The organism is Arthrobacter sp. KUASC02 (assembly GCF_059739395.1).
The window spans coordinates 1606328-1625350 of the sequence record NZ_AP046053.1 but is presented as its reverse complement, the minus strand read 5'-3'; the positions used below and the strand labels follow the sequence as shown (position 1 = coordinate 1625350).

Below are 19023 nucleotides of genomic sequence, written 5' to 3'. Positions count from 1 at the left end.
GGGCGTTGATGCCATCCAAGGACGAGATCCGCTCAGCCCACCGCACCCGGCGTGCAGCTATCCCTCCCGTCGGCCTGGAAGCCGCCGGAGTCGGTATTGCACGCCACGGCCTCCAGTGGGCCACCATGGTTGCCGCCGGCGAACGAAGCACTTTTGCCGTGTACCTGGGCGTGGGCTTCGAGCCCCCCACGCTGCCGCTCATTGCCGCGCTTCACGGAACAGGGCACCGCGTTCTCCTGCCGGTCTGCCAACCCGACCGGACACTCTCCTGGGTCTATTGGACCCCGGTGACCGACTTCATCCGCAGCAGTTACGCCCCCATCGATGAGCCGGTCGGAAAGCAGCACGGCAACGAGGCCATGCGCGAAGCGGCAGGGATCTTCGTCCCTGCCACGGCAGTAGACCTATCGGGCAACCGGATCGGCCAGGGCGGGGGCTACTACGACAAGTTCCTCGCGAGTCTCGAAGATGAGGGCCTGCCGGTGCCCGCCGCTGCGGTGGTCTTTGACGACGAAGTCCTTCCCGCCGGCAGTATCCCCGCTGAATCCTTCGACCGAAAAATCCCGGTGGCAGTCACACCGTCACGCCTCGCGCAGCTGATGTGAAGCCGGCTCGCCGCGGATGATAGAATTGGCACTCAGGCCCTGCGACTGCTAAGGGAAGGAACCTGCCGAGGAACAATCGGCGGCGATTCCTGCCAGGCAGCACGGGACCTGCTCGTTTGTCCCAGAGGAGGATTACCAGTGCCCACGTATGCATACGCCTGCAAGGACTGCAGCCACGCCTTCGAGATCGTGCAGTCGTTTACCGACAGCTCCCTCACCTCCTGCCCCGAATGTGAGGGGACCCTGCGCAAAAAGTTCAACAGCGTCGGTGTCGTCTTCAAGGGTTCCGGCTTCTACCGGACCGACTCACGCGACAGCAAGGGCAGCAGCGTCTCTGCCGCTCCGGCGGCCGTTCCCGCTGCCGCAGCTGCAAGCTGACCTGAACCCGGCGTCCGCCGCCATATCCGGCGCGTGAGCGCCATCAGCGTTGGTCCGCCACTGAAGCTGCGCTGCGGCTAGCGGTTTTCCACATAGGACCTCCCCGGGCTGTCACCGCGACACGGCGCCACCGTAGCCTGACGGCATGCCATTCACCTTCCGCAACAACGGACCTTCCTCGCCGCGGCCGGGCTTTCGGTCGGGACGTCCCGGCCGTCAGCGCGTGTCCGGCGTGCAGCGATTCCCGTCATGGCTCAACCGCAATCGCAGGCTGCTGGTCGCGCTTCTGCTGTGCGCTGCTGCCGGCAGTTCCGTCCAGCAACTGACGCCGGCCCCTGCCCACACCGTCACTGCCCTGGCCTCCGCCCGTGACCTTCCCGCCGGCACTGCCCTCTCAAGCAACGAAGTGGTGCGTGTCGAGGTCCCGCCAGGGATGGTGCCCGCAGGAGCGTTCGCTGACACCGCCGCCATTGTGGGCAAGCAGTTGGCCGGACCGCTGCGCAAAGGCCAGCTGATCTCCGATACGCAGTTGCTCGGCCCGGGCCTGCTGGCCGGCACTCCCCCGGGATCGGCGGCCGTGCCCCTGAGAATGGCGGACCCTTCATCCATCCAGCTCGTGGCACCCGGCCAACTCGTCAACATCGTCATGACGAACGGCAGCGACTACGGCAAGGCCGCCGAATCGCAGGTCCTGGCGGCCTCGGTTCCCGTTCTCTGGACATCGGGCCAGGGCGGACAAACCGGACCATGGCCGGGGACCGGCGAAACAGAGGGGCTCATTGTGGTTGCAGCGGATCCGGACCAGGCACGAGCACTCGCCGGCTCGTCAACGCAGGGCAAACTCTTTTTCGTCATGGTCGGAGCACAGGGCTAGCTGCGTCCGGACCGGCACACTCCCCCAGAGGGGAAATCAGCCCCAGTGCGGCGGTTTCTGTTCCTGAAGCCAGGCATCGTGGTCGTAGTCAGAGCCCTGATCGCCCCAGCGCTTCGGGTCATCCTCGGAAGCCTTGTTGGGCAGCACTCCCGAGGGAACGCCGGCGCCTGCCGTCTGCGGGGTCCGGTCAGGCGCTACCCTCTCGGGTGCCGTTCTGTCGGGCGCTGTCCTGCCGGGCGCGGAATTGCCGGGCGCGGAATTGTCCGCCTCACGGTGCGGAGCGCCTTGGCTGTCCGCTGCGCTGTTGTTCGTGTCCATGCCGTTGTCCTTGATATTTTCCACTGCATTAGTGCGGGTCCTGACGGACTCCTCCGGGTCGTTGCCGCCCTGTTCCAAGGATACCGAGTGCCCGTCCGGAGCGGCGGATTCGCCGGAATCGCCCGGCTCTCCACTGCCAGCGCTGACGGAGTCGCCGCTGCCGGAACCGGCTGCCGTTGCGTCCCCGTTACGCCGGTCGGTGCTGTTTAAGGTCAGGTTGTCCACGTCGTCCTCGAAGAACGCCTGCGACGAGGAGGTGAAGCCCGTGACAGCCGGCTTCTCCAGCCCCAGGTACCCGCCGATCCGGTCCGCGCATGCGGACGGGTCCGTGAACACCTCGATGGTCCACAAGGGCATGTAGCGCCAGCCCAATCGTTCCAGCAGCTGTGGGCGGAGCCTGCTCCGTTCACGGACGCTCATCCGCCGGTACTGCTCCGTGCCGTCTGACTCGATGGCCACCGGCCGGGGGATGTCGGCTTCGTCGTGGCCGATGGAATGCACCGGGTCCGCGGCCGCGGCCACGTCAAGCACGCCGTCATACTGGTGCCAGACCCGGGCTCCGCGGGCGCGCAGCCTGTCACCCAGGTCTGCCACCAGGGGATCGGCGCCCAGAGCCTGCTCGCTCGCTGCTGCGCGGGACGCCGGCGTCCCCAGGTCGGTATTGCCGGCAATCTCGCGGTTCAGCAGTTCATAGAAGTCGAGGGCGCCGTGGCTGAGGCGCGTGACGTCCAGGTCCTCCGGCTTGAAGCACGTCAGCACATGCAGTGAACGCCGGGCACGGGTCATGGCGAGTGCGAATTTCGCCCGGCCGCCCTCGGCGGACAACGGACCAAAATTGTGCAGCGCGCGGCCGTGCGGTGTGCGGCCGTAACCCGGAGAGAAGATCACGTGGTCCCGGACCAGGCCCTGTGCCCGTTCCAGGTCCACCACGCGGAAAGATTCGGGTCCGGCGCTGAAAAAGCTTGCCAGCAGGGGGTAGTTGGGCAGCTGAAGGCGGATGGCCTCGCCGATCCGGGCTGCGTGGCGGAGGCTGGCCGTGACTACTGCGAGGGACGTCCGCGGGCGCAGTCGGGCATGCTCGAAGACCAGACCCACCACCCGGTTGACCTCGGCCACAGCGGATTCCACGCCCTCCTGGTCGGCGCTCGGAAGGCCGGTGCCATCCGGCAGGTATTCTACGAGCAACGCGCGGTCGAGCCCGGTGGCCGTCTGCCCCTCGGGGAGCCGGTGAAGGCGGCCGTCGTAGAAACTCTTGCTCAGCTGCAGCACCAGCTCCTCGTCCACTGCCCTGTATGCGGAGGTCAGGCGCCGGGTCGGCAGCACCGAGGACAACGCCGTGTAGGCACTCTCCACCGCCTGATGGGCGGTCTCCCCGGCAGCGAGCCGCTCGACGCCGACCGTGAACGTGCGCGGGCTTGCGATTTTGTCGTCGCCAAAGGCAATGACCTGCTTGGCCCGGGCGATTGCCGGAAGGACTGCCTGGAGGGAGGTCGCTTCGGCGTCGAGGATGACCACGGCGTCGAACTTCTGCTCCGCCGGCAGCAATCCGGTCATGAGGTAGGGGCTCACGGACCACACGGGCACCAGCATGGGAACCAGTGCCGGGGCCTGCGCCGTGAGGGCGGCCAACGTGACGCGGCCGTCCTTCAGGAGGCTGCGGAGCAGGTCCGCCTGCCGCGGGTTCTCGGCAATGCCGGCACGCCACCGCTCCGACAGTGTCCACCGCAGCCGGGCAGCACCGCTGGCGATATGGGCATTGTCCGCCAGGCGGTATTCGGCTTCGAGCTGGCGCAGGGCATCGCCGTCGGACATTGCCAGGTAGTCGTCGCCGCTGATCATGGCTTCGAGGGCTGACTGCCACCAGGCGAGTTCCAGCTCCGAGGCAACGGACTCCGCGAGCACTTCCCGATCCGCCAGGTCGGCGAGCAGTTCCCCGAGCCCGTGCTCGCGCATGTTCTCGATGAGCAGCGTGCGCTCCGGGAGGGTCTTGAGCGTCCGGGTGTCGGCCACAAGCCGCTCCAGGCGTTCCATCAGTTCCTCGTACGGAGTGTTCTGGAGGTCCCCGCCTGCTGCCGTGTGCTTCACGGCGGCACCCAGCTGGGCCAGCTCGCGTTCCAGGCTGCGGTACATCACGTTCACTTCGCCCAGGCCGGAAGGCACTGCCGGATGACGCTGCGTGGTGGCGTAGTCCGCCCAGAGCGCCCGCTGCTCCTGGACAAGCACCAAGGAGCTGTGGAGGTCGGCGATGTGCACGCCGGGACGGACGTATTCCTTGGCCACGCGGCGGAGGCGGGACCGCTGCATGGAGGGCATCTCGATGTTGCGTTCGCGGCGCCACGGGGAGGTGGCGGTCGCGGAGATGAGGTCGTGGACCGGACGGTCGAAGATGTCCGGGGTGAACTTGTCCAGGCTCTCCCTGACTGCCATCAGCAACTCGAGCTGGGCACCCCATTCGGAGAAGGTCGCACCCAGGCGGATCTGTGCGTGCTCTGCCACGTCGTTCATCCGGTGACGCAGCACGGGGAGGTTCTTCTCGACCGTACGCGCAACGTCCTGCGCTTCCTCGGTTTCCTTGCGGGTCAGGAGCCGCGCTCCGTGCCAGGGGCTGGCAGTCGCGGCCCGGCTGAAACTGCCCAGTTCGGCCGCACGGTGAAGGCGGCCGGCCAGTTCCTCACGGTCGCGGATGTTGTCCAGGACACTTCGCTTGAGGCGCACTGTGGTGGCCGGAGCAGGCTGGATGGACGTCAGCTCAGCAAGCGACTGCATGGCCTGGTAGGGCGAGCAACCCCACCGCTGGCGGACGTTGTGCAGGGAGTCCACATGGTCCATGAGAGCGTGGCGGTGCTCGGCAAGGGTGGTGTGCAGGTTTTCCAGCTGGGGCTGAAGGGACTTTTCGTTCCGCATAATGGACCGGACCAGCTGTCCCTTGAGCTGCAGGGGCGTGACCGTTCCGGAGAGCGCAAACAGGATGGACTCCAGGCCCAGCGTCTCAAGCTGGGCCCCGATCTCGCTGAGGCTGGCGCGGCGGTCACCCACCACAAGGACGGTCTTGCCTTCGTCCACCAGGGCGCCGATGGTGTTGATCGCAGTCTGGGTCTGGCCCGTTCCCGGCGGGCTGCTGACGAGGAGGGAGTCCCCGGCGCGCACGGCGTCCACCACGTACTGCTGGTCCGAGTCGGCGTCGAGAAGCAGCAGTTCCTGGGCCGGGTCGCGCTGGTCGATGTCCTGGAAGCGGTCCTCCGCCAGTTCGGCCACGTCCACGGCCTCGCCGGCGGCGGTACGGGCCAGGGCAGCGACGAGGGCGTTGTTCTGGTTGATCCACGGGTCCTCAAGGTTCCCCGACAGGTCCGCGAACGTTGAAACGAGCAGGTTGTGCTCCACCTCGGCCCCGTGGATGGGCTTGATGAGCGTGCCCAGGCGGTCCAGGACCGGCAGGGGGTCGAACCGGGCCGTGCTGTAGGCCATCCGGGTCACAGCGTTGACGTCGAAGACAATGCCGTGGATGGTCTTCAGGTGCCGGATGAGCGCCGGATTGATCTGCGCCTGCTCCGTGAGCTGGAGTTCGTAGTCGTCCTCGCCCGGACGGACGGTCAGCGAAATGGCGGTGAGCATCACAGGAGCGGACACCCGCTGCGGCTTTCCGCCCACAGCCGACGTCCAGGACACCGTACCGGCCGAAAAATACCCGGCATCGATGCCGCGGTCGTTGCTGAGCTCGAAAATCTTGGAGCGGAGGTTGCGCGAGGCCCGGGCGGCCACCACGTACTGATCGTGGTCGCGGATCAGCGTGGACAGGCGGGTGCGCCGCCCCGCCATGAGCTGCGCCAGTCCGGAGGGATGCGCATGCGTGAGGTCGATGGAGCCTTCCGGGGTCTTGGTGAAACGAAGCATTGTGTCTGCTCCGGTGACCGGTTTAAGCCCGGTCAGCCACTTCCTGAGCTCCTCGGAGCCCTCTGGGAGGCCTTGACCAACTGACACTACTGCCTTCTTTTCTGCGCTTGCACGTGACGCCCTGGACCATACCGGCATACTTTCGAGCGTAGCCCGAATCGGGGCCCAGTGAGGGTCCGCAACACTGGAGCGGGCCAAAATTGAGCCGGATAAAGCGAGAATAAAGCAAAGTGGCCGGCCTCATCGCTGAGACCGGCCACTCACACTGCTATTCCCACTCGATGGTTCCCGGCGGCTTGCTGGTCACGTCGAGCACTACCCGGTTGACGCCTTCCACCTCATTGGTGATGCGGTTGGAGATTTTCGCCAGCAGGTCGTACGGAAGCCGTGACCAGTCGGCGGTCATGGCGTCTTCGGACGACACGGGACGGAGAACGATCGGGTGGCCGTAGGTACGGCCGTCACCCATGACGCCGACGCTGCGGACGTCCGCCAGCAGCACCACCGGCATCTGCCATACCTCGTTGTCCAGGCCGGCCGCGGTCAGCTCGGCACGGGCGATGGCATCAGCCTTGCGCAGCAGGTCAAGGCGTTCCTTGGTCACTTCGCCGACGATGCGGATGCCGAGCCCCGGGCCGGGGAAAGGCTGGCGGCCGACGATTTCCTGCGGCAGTCCCAGCTGGGCGCCCACGGCGCGGACCTCGTCCTTGAACAGGGCCCGCAGCGGCTCAACGAGCTCGAACTGCAGGTCTTCCGGCAGGCCGCCCACGTTGTGGTGGCTCTTGATGTTCGCAGCACCCTCTCCGCCGCCGGATTCGACGACGTCGGGGTACAGGGTGCCCTGGACGAGGAACTTGATCTTTTCGCCGTGCGCAGCGGCTTCGGCGATGATGGCCAGTTCGGCTTCTTCGAAGGCACGAATGAACTCGCGGCCGATGATCTTGCGCTTGGTCTCCGGATCGCTGACCCCGGCCAGGGCCGCCTGGAACCGCTCCTGCTCGTTGGCAACGTAGAGCTTGACGCCCGTGGCTGCCACGAAGTCGCGTTCAACCTGCTCGGCCTCGCCCTCGCGCAGCAGCCCGTGGTCCACGAACACGCAGGTCAGCTGGTCGCCCACGGCACGCTGGACCAGGGCAGCCGCGACAGCCGAATCCACGCCGCCGGAAAGGCCGCAAATGACCCTGGCATCGCCGATCTGCTTGCGGATGCGGTCCACCTGTTCCTCGAGGATGTTCCCCGTGGTCCAGTTCGGTTCCAGCTTGGCGCCCTTGAACAGGAAGTTCTCGAGCACCTGCTGGCCGTAAGCCGAGTGCTTTACCTCGGGGTGCCACTGCACGCCGTAGAGGCATTTCTCTTCGTTGGCGAAGGCGGCAACCTCGGCGCCCGCCGTCGTCGCGAGCACTTCGAAGCCCTCAGGCGCCTCGTGCACGGAGTCGCCGTGGCTCATCCAGGTGTTCTGGTGCTGCGGCATTCCTTCGAGGACCGAGCGGCCCTCTCCCAGGAGGGTGGTTTGCGTGGAACCGTACTCACGCAGGCCGGTCTTGTCGACCTTTCCGCCCAGGGCGTTGGCCATGGCCTGGAAGCCGTAGCAAATGCCGAAGACGGGGATCCCGGCTTCAAAGAGGTCGGCACCCACACTTGGAGCACCTTCCGCGTACACGCTGGAAGGGCCACCGGAAAGGATGATGGCAGCGGGGTTCTTAGCCAGGAGCTGCTCGGTGCTGTACGTGTGCGGAACCACTTCCGAATACACGTTTGCTTCCCTGACGCGGCGTGCAATCAGCTGCGCGTACTGGGCACCGTAGTCAACAACCAGCACCGGCTTCTGGGAAGTCTGGGATGCAGTGGGAGTAGTCACCGTCCTAGACTACTTGGGCGCTTGCCCCGTCGCACCTTGAGACGGCTGTCCGCGGCCTAAAACCACTCCCGCGTTAGGGATCTCACACCGGCGCGGGTCAGTAGCGCTTGGACGCCTGCGGATTCGCTGCGAGTTCCGCTTCCACCTCTGCGTGGAACTTCTTCTCCACGAAGAAGGACAGGAACGGAACCACACCGCCCAGTGCGAGGATGATCAGTTTCGCGAACGGCCACCGCATCAGCGACCACAGGCGGAAGTTGGACATCAGGTACACGACGTACATCCAGCCGTGCACAATGAGCACGGCCACGGAGAGGTTCACTCCCCCGAGGACGCCCTGCGGCTCGGCATCGGCGAACCCGAAGCCAAACGGCTGGCCCGTCACCGCGTTGGTTCCGCCGGCGAACAGGTACTGGCCGAAGGCGTACCGCGCAATCAGTTCGGCGCAGAGCAGCAGCAGCATTCCGCCCGTCATGTACGCCAGGACCTTGTAGAACTTGAGTGCGGACCGGATCTGGGCTTCCGTTCCGCCGAACCTGCGCTTCTTCACGGTGCCCTTTTTTGCGGTGCCTGATCCGCTGGTCTCGGTTGGCTGTGGCTGGATGGCCGGCTTGGGATCGATCATGGCTGTACCTTTTGTTCAGACGGGCTGGGTTGTTCAGACGGGCTGGAATTTTCCGCTGTGCTGGCGTGGGGCTCGGCCGGCGGAGGCCCGTCGTCGTGTTCGTCGTGTTCGTCGTCGAGCTCGTCCTCAAGGTCACGGCGGTAGTCGTCCTTCACCATGCGCCACCAGATGAACAACGCGAAGCCGGCGAAAACGATCCACTCCACGGAGTAGAAGAGGTTGAGCCAGTTCACCTGCTGGGCCGGGGGCTGCGGACCAATGCGCAAGGGTTTCAGTTCACTGCTGACAGCCGCCGGGCTGACGTCCCTGCCTCCCGCCAGCTCGGAAGTGGCTGCCACGAACCCCGGATAGCTGCTGACTTCCCAGACATTGATCAGTTCCGCCACGGAGACTGCCGTGGCGCGTCCGGCTTCGGGGGCAATGTTGGGCAGCGGGGCTTCGGACGGCAGGAGCCGTCCGGTCAGTTCAATAATGCCCGACGGCGGCGTGCCGGCTTCCGCGGGGTCCTCCACCCATCCGCGGGCCACCGGGATCCACGTTTGGGGCGACGCCCCGACGCCGTTGAGGACGGGAGCGTCCTGGACCGAAAATGCCGACACTACCCAGTAGCCCGTGGCGTCGTCGTAAAGCCGTCCCGGGACCAGCACTTGCTTGTCGGGATCGTAGGACCCCTTGGCGGTGACCATTTGGTCCGCCACTGAGCCGTGAAAGAAGTCACCCGGTTGCAGCACTGTGGTGAGCGGCTTGTTCTCTTCGGTGCCGGTCGAAACGGGTGCTTCCGGCTGGGTTGAACGGCCGAATTGCCACTGGCTCAGCAACATAAAAACCCCGGAAATGACGATCGCAAACACCAGGCCTGCGATCCAGCGGGGTTTGAGGGCAGTTTTCAACACCCATTAACCGTACTTCGTCCTTGTGTAGAACAACGAACCGCCGATTGCGCGAGCGGACAGCTGCGGGCCCTAGAGTGGGGCAGCCGGGTCCCTACGTGGCGACGAAGTCGACACGAAAGGGCCTGCCCCAATCTCTAGTGGTCGAAGAACACCAGGCTGGAGTTGATGAGTTCGGCGATGACCTCGGGGTCGTAGGCCCGGCGCAGGGATTCGCGGAACGACTCCTTGGACAGCGAGCGGGCCAGCGTGGCAAGTACTTCCAGGTGGTCCGAGAAGGAACTTGCCGGCGTCGCAATCAACAGGATGACCGTTGCCGGCCCGTCAGCCGCCCCGAAGTCCAAGGCATGTCCATACTTGGTGATGCCAACGGCAATCGACGTCCGGGACACGAACTCACTGCGTGCGTGCGGCAGCCCGACTCCGCCGGGCAGCCCCGTGGCCAGCTGGTGCTCCCGGGCGTTGACGTGCTTCAGGAAGCCGTCGAGGTCCGAGACGCGGCCGGCCGCGTAGAGCCGTTCGGCAAGCTGGGTGGCCGCATCCGTCTTGTCCTTGGCATCAAGCTCAAGAATCACCATTTCCGGTGTGGTGAGTTCGGCATCGTACCGGTCCAGTGGTTCCGCCAAGAGTTGTCCCTTCAGTGAGGCAGGAGGCGCGGGTCAGTCATCCGCCTTGTGTCAGCGCAACGGGACGATGTCCTCCACACCCAGCCGCGCGGCGTCGGCAGATTCATCGTCGGGCTGCTCCTGGCTCAGCCGTTCAGCTTCCACCCGGGCAAGGTAATGCTTGATTTCGCTTTCGCGCTGCGCATCGCTCCAGCCAAGAATTTCTCCCATCAGCTTAGCGACTACCGGGACAGCGGACACACCCCGGTCCCAGGACTCGATGGAAATGCGCGTCCTGCGGGTCAAAACGTCGTGTACATGACGCGCGCCTTCGTGGGTGGCGGCATAGACGGCCTCGGCCTGCAGGTAGTCGTCGGCGCCGGGCAGCGGTTCAGCCAGGGCCGGGTTCTCCTTGATGAGCGCCAGGACCTCCGTGGCCATCGATCCGTAACGGTTGAGGAGGTGCTCGATCCGGGCCACGTGCACGCCGTACTCTTCGGCCGTCCGGTTCCGGCGGTTCCACGCCGCCTTGAACCCGCTGGCACCCAGCAGCGGAATCGTATCGGTGCAGCTGGGGGCGACACGTTCGTCCATGCTTCGCGTCGCTTCATCGACGGCGTCCTTGGCCATGACGCGGTACGTGGTCCATTTTCCGCCCGCCACCACCACGAGGCCGGGCACCGGGTGGGCCACCACGTGTTCGCGGGACAGTTTGGCGGTCGAGTCGTTCTCCCCGGCAAGGAGCGGACGCAGCCCGGCATAGACTCCTTCCACGTCTTCCCTGGTCAACGGCCGCTTCAGCACCTTGTTGACGTGTTCAAGGATGTAATCGATGTCCTTGCTGGACGCCGCCGGGTGCGCTTTGTCCAGGTGCCAGTCGGTATCAGTGGTGCCGATGATCCAGTGCCGGCCCCACGGGATCACGAACAGCACCGACTTCTCGGTCCGCAGGATCAGGCCGACGGTGGACTGGAACCGGTCGCGCGGCACCACGAGGTGGATGCCCTTGGACGCACGCACCTTCAACTGCCCGCGGTCGGTCACCATGGCCTGGGTTTCATCGGTCCACACGCCGGTGGCGTTGATGACCTGTTTGGCCCGGATGCTGAACGTGGAGCCGTCCTCGCGGTTGACCACCTTGGCGCCCACCACCCGCTCGCCTTCGCGCAGGAAGTCGACCACAGCCGTCTGGTTGACCGCGTGGGCGCCGTAGTACGCGGCTGTGCGGATCAGGTTGGCCACGTATTTGGCGTCGTCCACCTGGCCGTCGTAGTAGCGGATGGACCCGACAAACGCATCGTCTTTCAGGCTTGGCGCCGCACGCAGGGTCCCGCGGCGGCTCAGGTGCTTGTGGAAGGGCACGCCCCGCTGGTGGCCGCTGGAGATGGACATGACGTCGTAGAGGGCAATTCCGGCGCCCACATAGGGCCGCTCCAGGAAGGGCTTGGTCAGGGGGTAGAGGAACGGCACCGGCCGGGCCAGGTGGGGTGCGATCTCCGACAGCAGGAGGCCGCGTTCGTGAAGCGCCTCCTTGACCAGCCCGAAGTCCAGCATCTCGAGGTAGCGCAGACCGCCGTGGATGAGCTTGGACGAGCGCGACGACGTACCCGCGGCCCAGTCGCTGGCCTCCACGATGCCTACGCTCAGGCCACGCGTGACGGCGTCCAAGGCGGCGCCCGTACCCACGATGCCACCGCCGACGATGAGGATGTCGAGTTCCTTGCCCGGCTCCATTGTTGCCTTGAGCGCCGCCATTGACGCCTCCCGGGCTGCGGGGCCGAGCGCCCCCTGGGCAAAGGACGAACCTCCGGAAGAACTGTTCATTTCACGCCTCCATCCGCATCAAACCTCGTAGTTCACCAGACTACTTCCTAGGCATGCGGATGGGCAGGCCCCGCTTAAGGCACTATGGGTGCCGGTTCCGGGGCGCCGGGACCGGCACCCACGGTGCCTTCAGCAGGAGGGTGCGTCAGTTTCCCGAGTAGGGGGATACTACGACGTCGACCCGCTGGAATTCCTTCAGGTCCGAATAGCCGGTGGTGGCCATCGACCGGCGCAGGGCACCGATCAGGTTGGACGTGCCGTTGGTGTGGTGGCCGGGCCCGAAGAGGACCTCCTCGAGCGGACCGACGGTGCCGACGTTGACCCTGTCGCCGCGCGGGAGTTCGAGGTGGTGTGCCTCCTGGCCCCAGTGCCAGCCCTTGCCCGGTGCTTCCTCGGCGCGGGCAAGCGCGCTGCCGAGCATAACGGCGTCAGCGCCCATGGCGATGGCCTTGACGATGTCACCGGAGGATCCCATGCCGCCGTCGGCAATAACGTGAACGTAGCGGCCGCCGGACTCGTCCATGTAGTCACGGCGCGCGGCGGCGACGTCGGAGATGGCGGAGGCCATCGGCGAATGGATGCCCAGCGCCCGGCGGGTGGTGGTGGTGGCACCGCCGCCGAAGCCCACCAGAACACCGGCCGCGCCGGTGCGCATGAGGTGCAGCGCGGGCGTGTAGCCGGCGGCGCCGCCCACGATCACGGGGACGTCGAGCTCATAGATGAACTGCTTGAGGTTCAGCGGCTCGTGGTCCTTCGAGACGTGCTCTGCCGAGACGGTGGTTCCCCGGATGACGAAAATGTCCACGCCGGCTGCGACGACGGTTTTGTAGTGTTCCTGCGTGCGCTGCGGCGTCAGCGAGCCGGCAACGGTCACCCCGGCTGCACGGATTTCGGCCAGGCGGGAGGTGATCAGTTCGGGCTGGATGGGCGCCTGGTACAGCTCCTGCATCCGCCGGGTGACGGCGGGGCTGTTGGTCTCGTCCTCCAGGGCCGCGATCTGGTCGAGGACGGACTGGGGGTCCTCGTACCGGGTCCACAGCCCTTCCAGGTCCAGCACGCCGAGTCCGCCGAGGCGGCCCAGCGCAATGGCGGTCTCGGGCGACATGGCTGAATCCATGGGGGCCGCAATGACGGGCATGTCGAACTTGTAGGCATCTATCTGCCACGCGACGGAGACGTCCTTGGGATCACGCGTCCGACGGTTGGGGACGATCGCGATGTCATCCAGGGAGTAGGCACGACGCCCACGCTTGCCACGGCCAATCTCAATCTCATAAGTCACGTGACCACTTTACTTGACCACGCGGGATACGGCGGGGCGGCTCCCGCAAGACGGTCCGGAAACTGATAGTCCACACTTTATTGACCGCTTTTGTCAACTGTTTACAAGTCTAGAAAATACCCTTACGTTTACTCTCGGTTACCACCTGATCCACTACGTGACCATCCATCACTCCATCATCCGGGCCACCCTGTGCCCGATCCGAGAAAGAAGATCCCTTGGGAAGATCAGCTAGTGCATCCATCAGGCGCCACCGCGTCCTGGCCCTGTCGCTCGCCGCAGCAGTCGGTACCCTGGCCTTCGCCAGCTCACCGGTGTTCGCCACGACCGAAGCCGGGGAAGGGTCCGCGCCAGCCGCGGTCCAGAGTTCTCCGGTGCCGGGCGTGGCCGCCGGCGAGGCCTATACGAAGTTCATCGTGGACTACAAGGAGAGTGCGGCGAATGCCACCCCGAACGGCCGCGCCAACGCCTGGGGCAAGGCGGCCAAGTCACAGGGCGTGACCGTGAAGGAAGTGCGCACCCTGGCCACCGGCGGAACGCTGATCGAGGCGGACAAGGCCCTGTCCGGGCAGGCTGCCGAGGACTTCATGGCCGAAATTGCGGCGTCGGGTGCAGTCGAATCCGTCGAGCCTGACGCCCGGATGACCGTGGCGCTCACGCCCAATGATCCGCGCTACGGCGAACAGTGGGACTTCACCGCCACGAACGGGATGCGGATTCCCGGTGCGTGGGACGTTGCAACCGGAACCGGCGTGACGGTGGCCGTGATCGACACCGGCATCACCGCCCACCCGGACCTGGATGCGAATGTGCTCCCCGGATATGACTTTGTCTCGGACGCCACCGCGGCACGGGACGGGAACGGACGGGACGCCAGTGCCCAGGACCAGGGCGACTGGTACGCAGCCGGCGAATGCGGCCAGACGACGGCCGGCAACAGTTCCTGGCACGGAACACACGTCGCCGGGACCATTTCCGCTGTGACGGGAAACGCCACCGGAGTGGCCGGCGTCGCGCCCAACGCAAAAGTGGTGCCGGTCCGAGTCCTGGCAAAGTGCGGCGGTTCGCTCTCGGACATTGCCGATGCAATCATCTGGTCAGCCGGCGGCACCGTCTCGGGCATCCCGGCCAACGCCAACCCGGCCAAGGTGATCAACATGAGCTTGGGCGGTTCCGGCGCCTGCGGCAGCACCTACCAGGCGGCCATCGATTCGGCCGTCTCGCGCGGGGCCACGGTAGTGGTGGCAGCCGGCAACAGCAACCAGGATGCTTCCGGCTTCCGTCCCGCCAACTGCAACAGCGTGGTGAGCGTGGCCGCAAGCAATCCGAGCGGCACCCTCTCCTACTACTCAAACTTCGGCGCCTCGGTTGACCTGACCGCGCCGGGCGGCGATGTCAGGGTAACCGGCGGCGGAATCCTCTCCACCATCAACACCGGCACCACCACACCGTCCGCGGCCGGCTACGCCAACTACCAGGGCACGTCCATGGCCGCTCCGCACGTGGCCGGACTCGCCGCCCTGATGAAATCCAAGACGTCCTCGCTCACCCCGGCCCAGGTTGAATCCACCCTCAAGCAGGGAACCCGGGCCATGCCGGGCGGCTGCACCACCGGCTGCGGCGCGGGACTCTCGGACGCGACCAAGACCATGGGCCTGCTGGGCGGTACCACTCCCCCGCCGTCGGGCAACCTCCTGCTGAACCCGGGTTTCGAAGAGGGCGCAGTTTCCTGGACCTCTGACCACGCCGATACCTTTGAGACCGGCACGAACGCCCGTACGGGTTCCGGTTTCGCGGGACTCAACGGCTGGGGCCAGGCCACCTCCTACAAGCTGGACCAGGCATTGGCAGTCCCCTCCACCGTGTCTGCCGCGTCGTTGTCCTTCTACCTCAAAGTGCAGTCGGACGAGACCACCGCAAGCTCGGCCTATGACACCCTGAAAGTCCAGGTGATCAGCGGCGGCACCACCACCACGCTGGCCACGTACTCCAACCTCAACGAGTCCACCGGCTACGTCCAGAAGCAGCTGGACCTTTCCGCCTACAAGGGGAAGAGCGTGACCCTGCGCTTCCTGGGCGTCGAGGATTCATCGCTGTCGACGTACTTCTTCCTCGATGACACTGCCGTGACCACTTCCTAGCGTCCGCCATATCAGCTTCTGGCATAGCCAAGTCCGGAACCGCCGTCCGCGCAATGCTGCGCGGTCGGCGGTTCCCTGCGCGGACGGCGGTTCCCTGTGCGGGCGTGGGTCCCCGGCGGCGCGGCCGGTCCCGCACGCGTCAGATGCCCTCAGCTTCGTCCACGGTGAGCTGGGATTCGAACATCCGGAAGTACCGGCCCCGGAGCGCCACAAGCTCGCGGTGCGTGCCTTGTTCCACGATCCGGCCGTCTTCAAGCATGTAGACGATGTCGGCTTTCTCGATGGTGGCGAGCCGGTGGCTGATGGCGATGATGGTGCTGCTGCGGCCGGCGAAAAGCCGGGTGAAGATCCGGTGCTCGGCCAGGGCGTCAATCGCCGACGTCGGCTCGTCCATCACCATGAAGGATGCGTTCCGGTAGAAGTTCCGGGCCATCGCCAGCCGCTGCCACTGGCCGCCGCTCAAACCGCTTCCCTTCCGGCCCCGCGGATCCTCCATCCAGTTGCTGACGTGGTTGTCCAGGCCGTTCGGCAGTTTGTTGATGAACTCGAGGGCCTCGGCGTCGGACGCGGCCCGCCGGATCCGGTCTTCGTCCCGCGGCGAATCTATGTCGCCAAAGAGAATGTTCTCTGCCGCCGTGGCGAACTCGTACTTGAGGAACTCCTGGCTGAGGACCGCCAGGTGCCGGTGCCAGGACTTGACGTCGACGGCGGCGAGGTCGACGCCGTCGAGCAGTACCTGGCCGGAATCGGGGTGGTACAGTCCCGCCAGAATCCGGATCAGCGTTGACTTCCCGGCACCGTTCTCCCCCACGATGGCGATGTGCTGGCCCTCGCGGATGGTCATGCTGATGCCGCGGATCACCTCGATGTCGCTGCCTGTGTAGGTGAAGCGGATGTCCCGCAGCTCCACGGTTTTCGGAGCCTGCAGCAGCGGCGGGGCGTGGTCCGTGTGCACCGGCATCGCCATGAAGAGCTCGTAGTCTTTGAGGTTCGCCAGGTCCTCGTCGATGGAGCTCAACGAGGAAACGAGGTTGTTGGCCGTGGAGAGCGCCCTGCTGACGATCTGCTGGACGTAAAGGAACTGCCCCACCGGCTGGGCGCGGGCGATGATCTGGCCCACCACCCAGATCAGCGAAACGACCTCGGCGCCGTACTGCAGGGCGTCCGCCGCCAGCTGCTTGGGGATATAGCGCTTCTGGAAGTCCAGCCGCCGTTTCTCATCGGCGTCCCGGAGCAGGGAGCGAAGCCCCATGAGGTACCCGACGATTCCGTACAGGCGCATCTCGGCAATGTGCTGCGGCCGAAGCAGGTTCGTTTCGATCATCCGGCGCTGGCGGCGGGAGTCCACCTGCGTGTTCCAGTGGGCAATCTGTTCGCGGGAGAGTTTGAACTGCAGGTAGACGCTCGGGACGATGGCCACCAGGACGATCACGGCGATCCACCAGCTGACCAGCAGCAGCGCACCGACCGCAAGGATCACCGAGACAAGCTGCGTGAAGATCGCCGCGATCCGGTCAAGGACCCGGGCATAGGAATCGGAAAACCGCTTGGCGCGGTCGTACAGATCCACCGTTTCCTTGTCGTCGTACCGCCAGAACTCGAGTGCCAGGAACCGCTCATACATGAGGTCTCCCACAGTGGCCCCCACCCTGAAGCTCATGAGCTGCTGGATGTACCGGTCCACGCTGCTGAAGGCGCCCCAGAACAGCCCCAGCGCGGCCGTGATGATGACATAGACAATCGCCTGCTGGCCTGCGGCGGCATCGCCGGCGTACGCGGCCGCCAGGGCGGTGGTGGTCAGCGCCGCAAAGTAGGTGGTGACCAGGGGCAGGAGCGCCGAGATGAGCGAGCCCACCACCTTCATCACGACGGCGGCAGGAGAGGCCCGGAAGCTGACTCGCAGCACCTGCGCCACGGCCCGCGCATAGGGCCTGAGGGCCAGCCGCCGCTGGGGTTCCCTTTTCGGGTTTAGTTCGGCGGGGTGGCGTGGTTCGGACATGGCTCCAGCCTAATCCCGCGCACAGACACAAACAGGCCGCGGGGTCAGTTCCCCGCGGCCTGCTTGAAGAGGGTGGCCCACGGCGCCCGGGCTCCCTGGCCGCAGCGAAGCCAGGCCAGGGCGGCGCTGGGGACTAGCGCGAACCGTAGTTGGGCGCTTCCACCGTCATCTGGATGTCGTGCGGGTGCGATTCCTTGAGGCCGGCCGGGGTGATGCGGACGAACTTGCCCCGGGCCTTCAGCTCGGCAACGGTCGGCGCACCGGTGTAGAACATGGTCTGGCGGAGGCCTCCCACCAGCTGGTAGGCAACGGATGCCAGCGGGCCGCGGTAGGCCACGCGGCCTTCGATGCCTTCCGGGATCAGCTTATCGTCGCCGGAGACGTCGGCCTGGAAGTAACGGTCCTTGGAGTAGGACGTGTTCTTGCCGCGGGTCTGCATGGCCCCGAGGGAGCCCATGCCGCGGTAGCTCTTGAACTGCTTGCCGTTCACGAAGATGAGCTCGCCCGGCGATTCGTCGCAACCGGCCAGCAGGGAGCCGAGCATCACGGTGTCGGCGCCGGCAACCAGCGCCTTGCCGATGTCGCCCGAATACTGGAGGCCGCCGTCGGCAATCAGCGGAACGCCGGCCGGGATGGCCGCCTTCGCGGACTCGTAGATGGCGGTGATCTGCGGAACGCCCACACCGGCCACAACACGGGTGGTGCAGATGGATCCCGGACCCACGCCCACCTTGATGCCGTCGGCGCCGGCGTCGATCAGCGCCTGGGCGCCTTCCCGGGTGGCGGCCTGGCCGCCGATGATGTCCACGTGGGCGGCGACAGGATCGGACTTCAGGCGGCGGATCATGTCCAGCACGCCCTGGGAGTGTCCGTTGGCCGTGTCCACGAACAGCGCGTCCACGCCGGCATCGATCAGGGCCATGGCGCGTTCCCAGCCGTCACCGAAGAAGCCGATTGCGGCGCCAACGCGCAGGCGGCCTTCGTCGTCCTTGGTGGCCAGCGGGTACTGCTCCGCCTTGGTGAAGTCCTTGGTGGTGATGAGGCCCTTGAGCCGGCCCTGGTCATCAACCAGCGGAAGCTTTTCGATCTTGTTGGTGGCCAGCTTGTGCGAGGCTTCCTCGCGGCTGATGCCGACGTGGCCCGTGACCAGGGGCATCTTGGTCATGACGTCGCTGACCAGGCGGATGGGGAAATCCGCTTCCGGAACGAAGCGGGTGTCGCGGTTGGTGACAATGCCCAGCAGCCGCATGCCCTCGTCCACAACCGGCAGGCCGGAGACGCGGTACTGCGAGCAGATCTCGTCCAGTTCGGCCAGCGTCGCTTCCGGCCCGATGGTCAGCGGGTTGGTGATCATCCCGGATTCGCTGCGCTTCACACGGTCAACCTGGTCGGCCTGGTCCTGGATGGACAGGTTGCGGTGGATCACGCCGAGCCCGCCCTGGCGGGCCATGGCGATGGCCATCCGCGACTCGGTGACGGTGTCCATGGCAGCGGACAACAGCGGGGTGTGGACGGAGATGCGCTTGGAAATGCGCGAGGACGTATCTGCCTCCGACGGGATGACGTCGGTGTGCCCGGGCAGGAGCAGGACGTCATCGTAGGTCAGGCCGATAAAGCCGAACGGGTTGTGTTCGGGCTGGGTCATAAGTGCGCCTCTTACCTTAATTCCGGGGTTCACGGGTAGGGGTTGCAGCTGATGACCAGCCCGTCATTACGGGACTGGCCTGTGCAGA

13 protein-coding genes are annotated in these 19023 nt (G+C 65.9%); 5 read left to right on the top strand and 8 right to left on the bottom strand.

Going from position 1 to position 19023, the window contains the following annotated elements:
- Positions 1–8 precede the first annotated feature (8 nt).
- From AC6JAC_RS07445 to AC6JAC_RS07430, 4 genes are all read left to right on the top strand, one after another.
- On the top strand, positions 9–605 hold the full coding sequence (locus tag AC6JAC_RS07445; RefSeq protein ID WP_497964126.1) for a 5-formyltetrahydrofolate cyclo-ligase: 597 nt from the start codon (positions 9–11) through the stop codon (positions 603–605).
- Positions 606–743: 138 nt separating this feature from the next.
- Positions 744–983, top strand: a complete 240-nt coding sequence (locus AC6JAC_RS07440) for an FmdB family zinc ribbon protein (protein WP_028269492.1) — start codon at positions 744–746, stop codon at positions 981–983.
- Between the two features lie 145 nt (positions 984–1128).
- Positions 1129–1857, top strand: a complete 729-nt coding sequence (gene cpaB, locus AC6JAC_RS07435; RefSeq protein WP_497964124.1) for a Flp pilus assembly protein CpaB — start codon at positions 1129–1131, stop codon at positions 1855–1857.
- A 133-nt stretch (positions 1858–1990) separates the two neighbouring features.
- Positions 1991–2536 carry a pentapeptide repeat-containing protein gene (locus AC6JAC_RS07430; RefSeq protein WP_497966784.1) on the top strand — a complete coding sequence of 182 codons (546 nt, stop codon included), beginning with the start codon at positions 1991–1993 and terminating at the stop codon, positions 2534–2536.
- A 3798-nt stretch (positions 2537–6334) separates the two neighbouring features.
- On the opposite strand, the gene guaA is transcribed toward AC6JAC_RS07430, so the two are convergent.
- The 6 genes from guaA to AC6JAC_RS07400 all read right to left on the bottom strand — a co-directional run bounded on the left by guaA (position 6335) and on the right by AC6JAC_RS07400 (position 13150).
- Positions 6335–7924, bottom strand: a complete 1590-nt coding sequence (gene guaA / locus AC6JAC_RS07425; protein WP_028269494.1) for a glutamine-hydrolyzing GMP synthase — start codon at positions 7922–7924, stop codon at positions 6335–6337.
- Positions 7925–8021: 97 nt separating this feature from the next.
- The gene (locus AC6JAC_RS07420) at positions 8022–8549 is read right to left on the bottom strand and encodes a DUF3817 domain-containing protein (RefSeq protein ID WP_028269495.1); all 528 of its coding nucleotides are present in this window, start codon (positions 8547–8549) and stop codon (positions 8022–8024) included.
- Entirely contained in the window at positions 8546–9442 is an 897-nt protein-coding gene (locus AC6JAC_RS07415) for an SURF1 family protein (protein ID WP_497964121.1), read from the bottom strand. Before AC6JAC_RS07415 ends, AC6JAC_RS07420 begins: the two co-directional genes overlap by 4 nt.
- Positions 9443–9576: 134 nt before the next feature.
- A complete protein-coding gene (locus AC6JAC_RS07410) occupies positions 9577–10065 on the bottom strand; it encodes a PTS sugar transporter subunit IIA (protein WP_028269497.1) in 489 nt (162 codons plus the stop codon).
- A gap of 51 nt (positions 10066–10116) precedes the next feature.
- Entirely contained in the window at positions 10117–11868 is a 1752-nt protein-coding gene (locus AC6JAC_RS07405; RefSeq protein WP_028269498.1) for a glycerol-3-phosphate dehydrogenase/oxidase, read from the bottom strand.
- Between the two features lie 145 nt (positions 11869–12013).
- Entirely contained in the window at positions 12014–13150 is a 1137-nt protein-coding gene (locus AC6JAC_RS07400; protein WP_028269499.1) for a GuaB3 family IMP dehydrogenase-related protein, read from the bottom strand.
- 218 nt (positions 13151–13368) lie between these two features.
- Between AC6JAC_RS07400 and AC6JAC_RS07395 the strand changes: the two genes are divergently transcribed.
- A complete protein-coding gene (locus AC6JAC_RS07395) occupies positions 13369–15291 on the top strand; it encodes a S8 family peptidase (RefSeq protein ID WP_497964118.1) in 1923 nt (640 codons plus the stop codon).
- Between the two features lie 139 nt (positions 15292–15430).
- On the opposite strand, the gene AC6JAC_RS07390 is transcribed toward AC6JAC_RS07395, so the two are convergent.
- Positions 15431–17290: an ABC transporter ATP-binding protein gene (locus tag AC6JAC_RS07390; RefSeq protein ID WP_497964116.1), complete on the bottom strand. Its 1860-nt coding sequence runs from the start codon at positions 17288–17290 to the stop codon at positions 15431–15433.
- Between the two features lie 133 nt (positions 17291–17423).
- The gene (gene guaB / locus AC6JAC_RS07385) at positions 17424–18935 is read right to left on the bottom strand and encodes an IMP dehydrogenase (protein ID WP_028269502.1); all 1512 of its coding nucleotides are present in this window, start codon (positions 18933–18935) and stop codon (positions 17424–17426) included.
- Between the last annotated feature and the right edge of the window lie 88 nt (positions 18936–19023).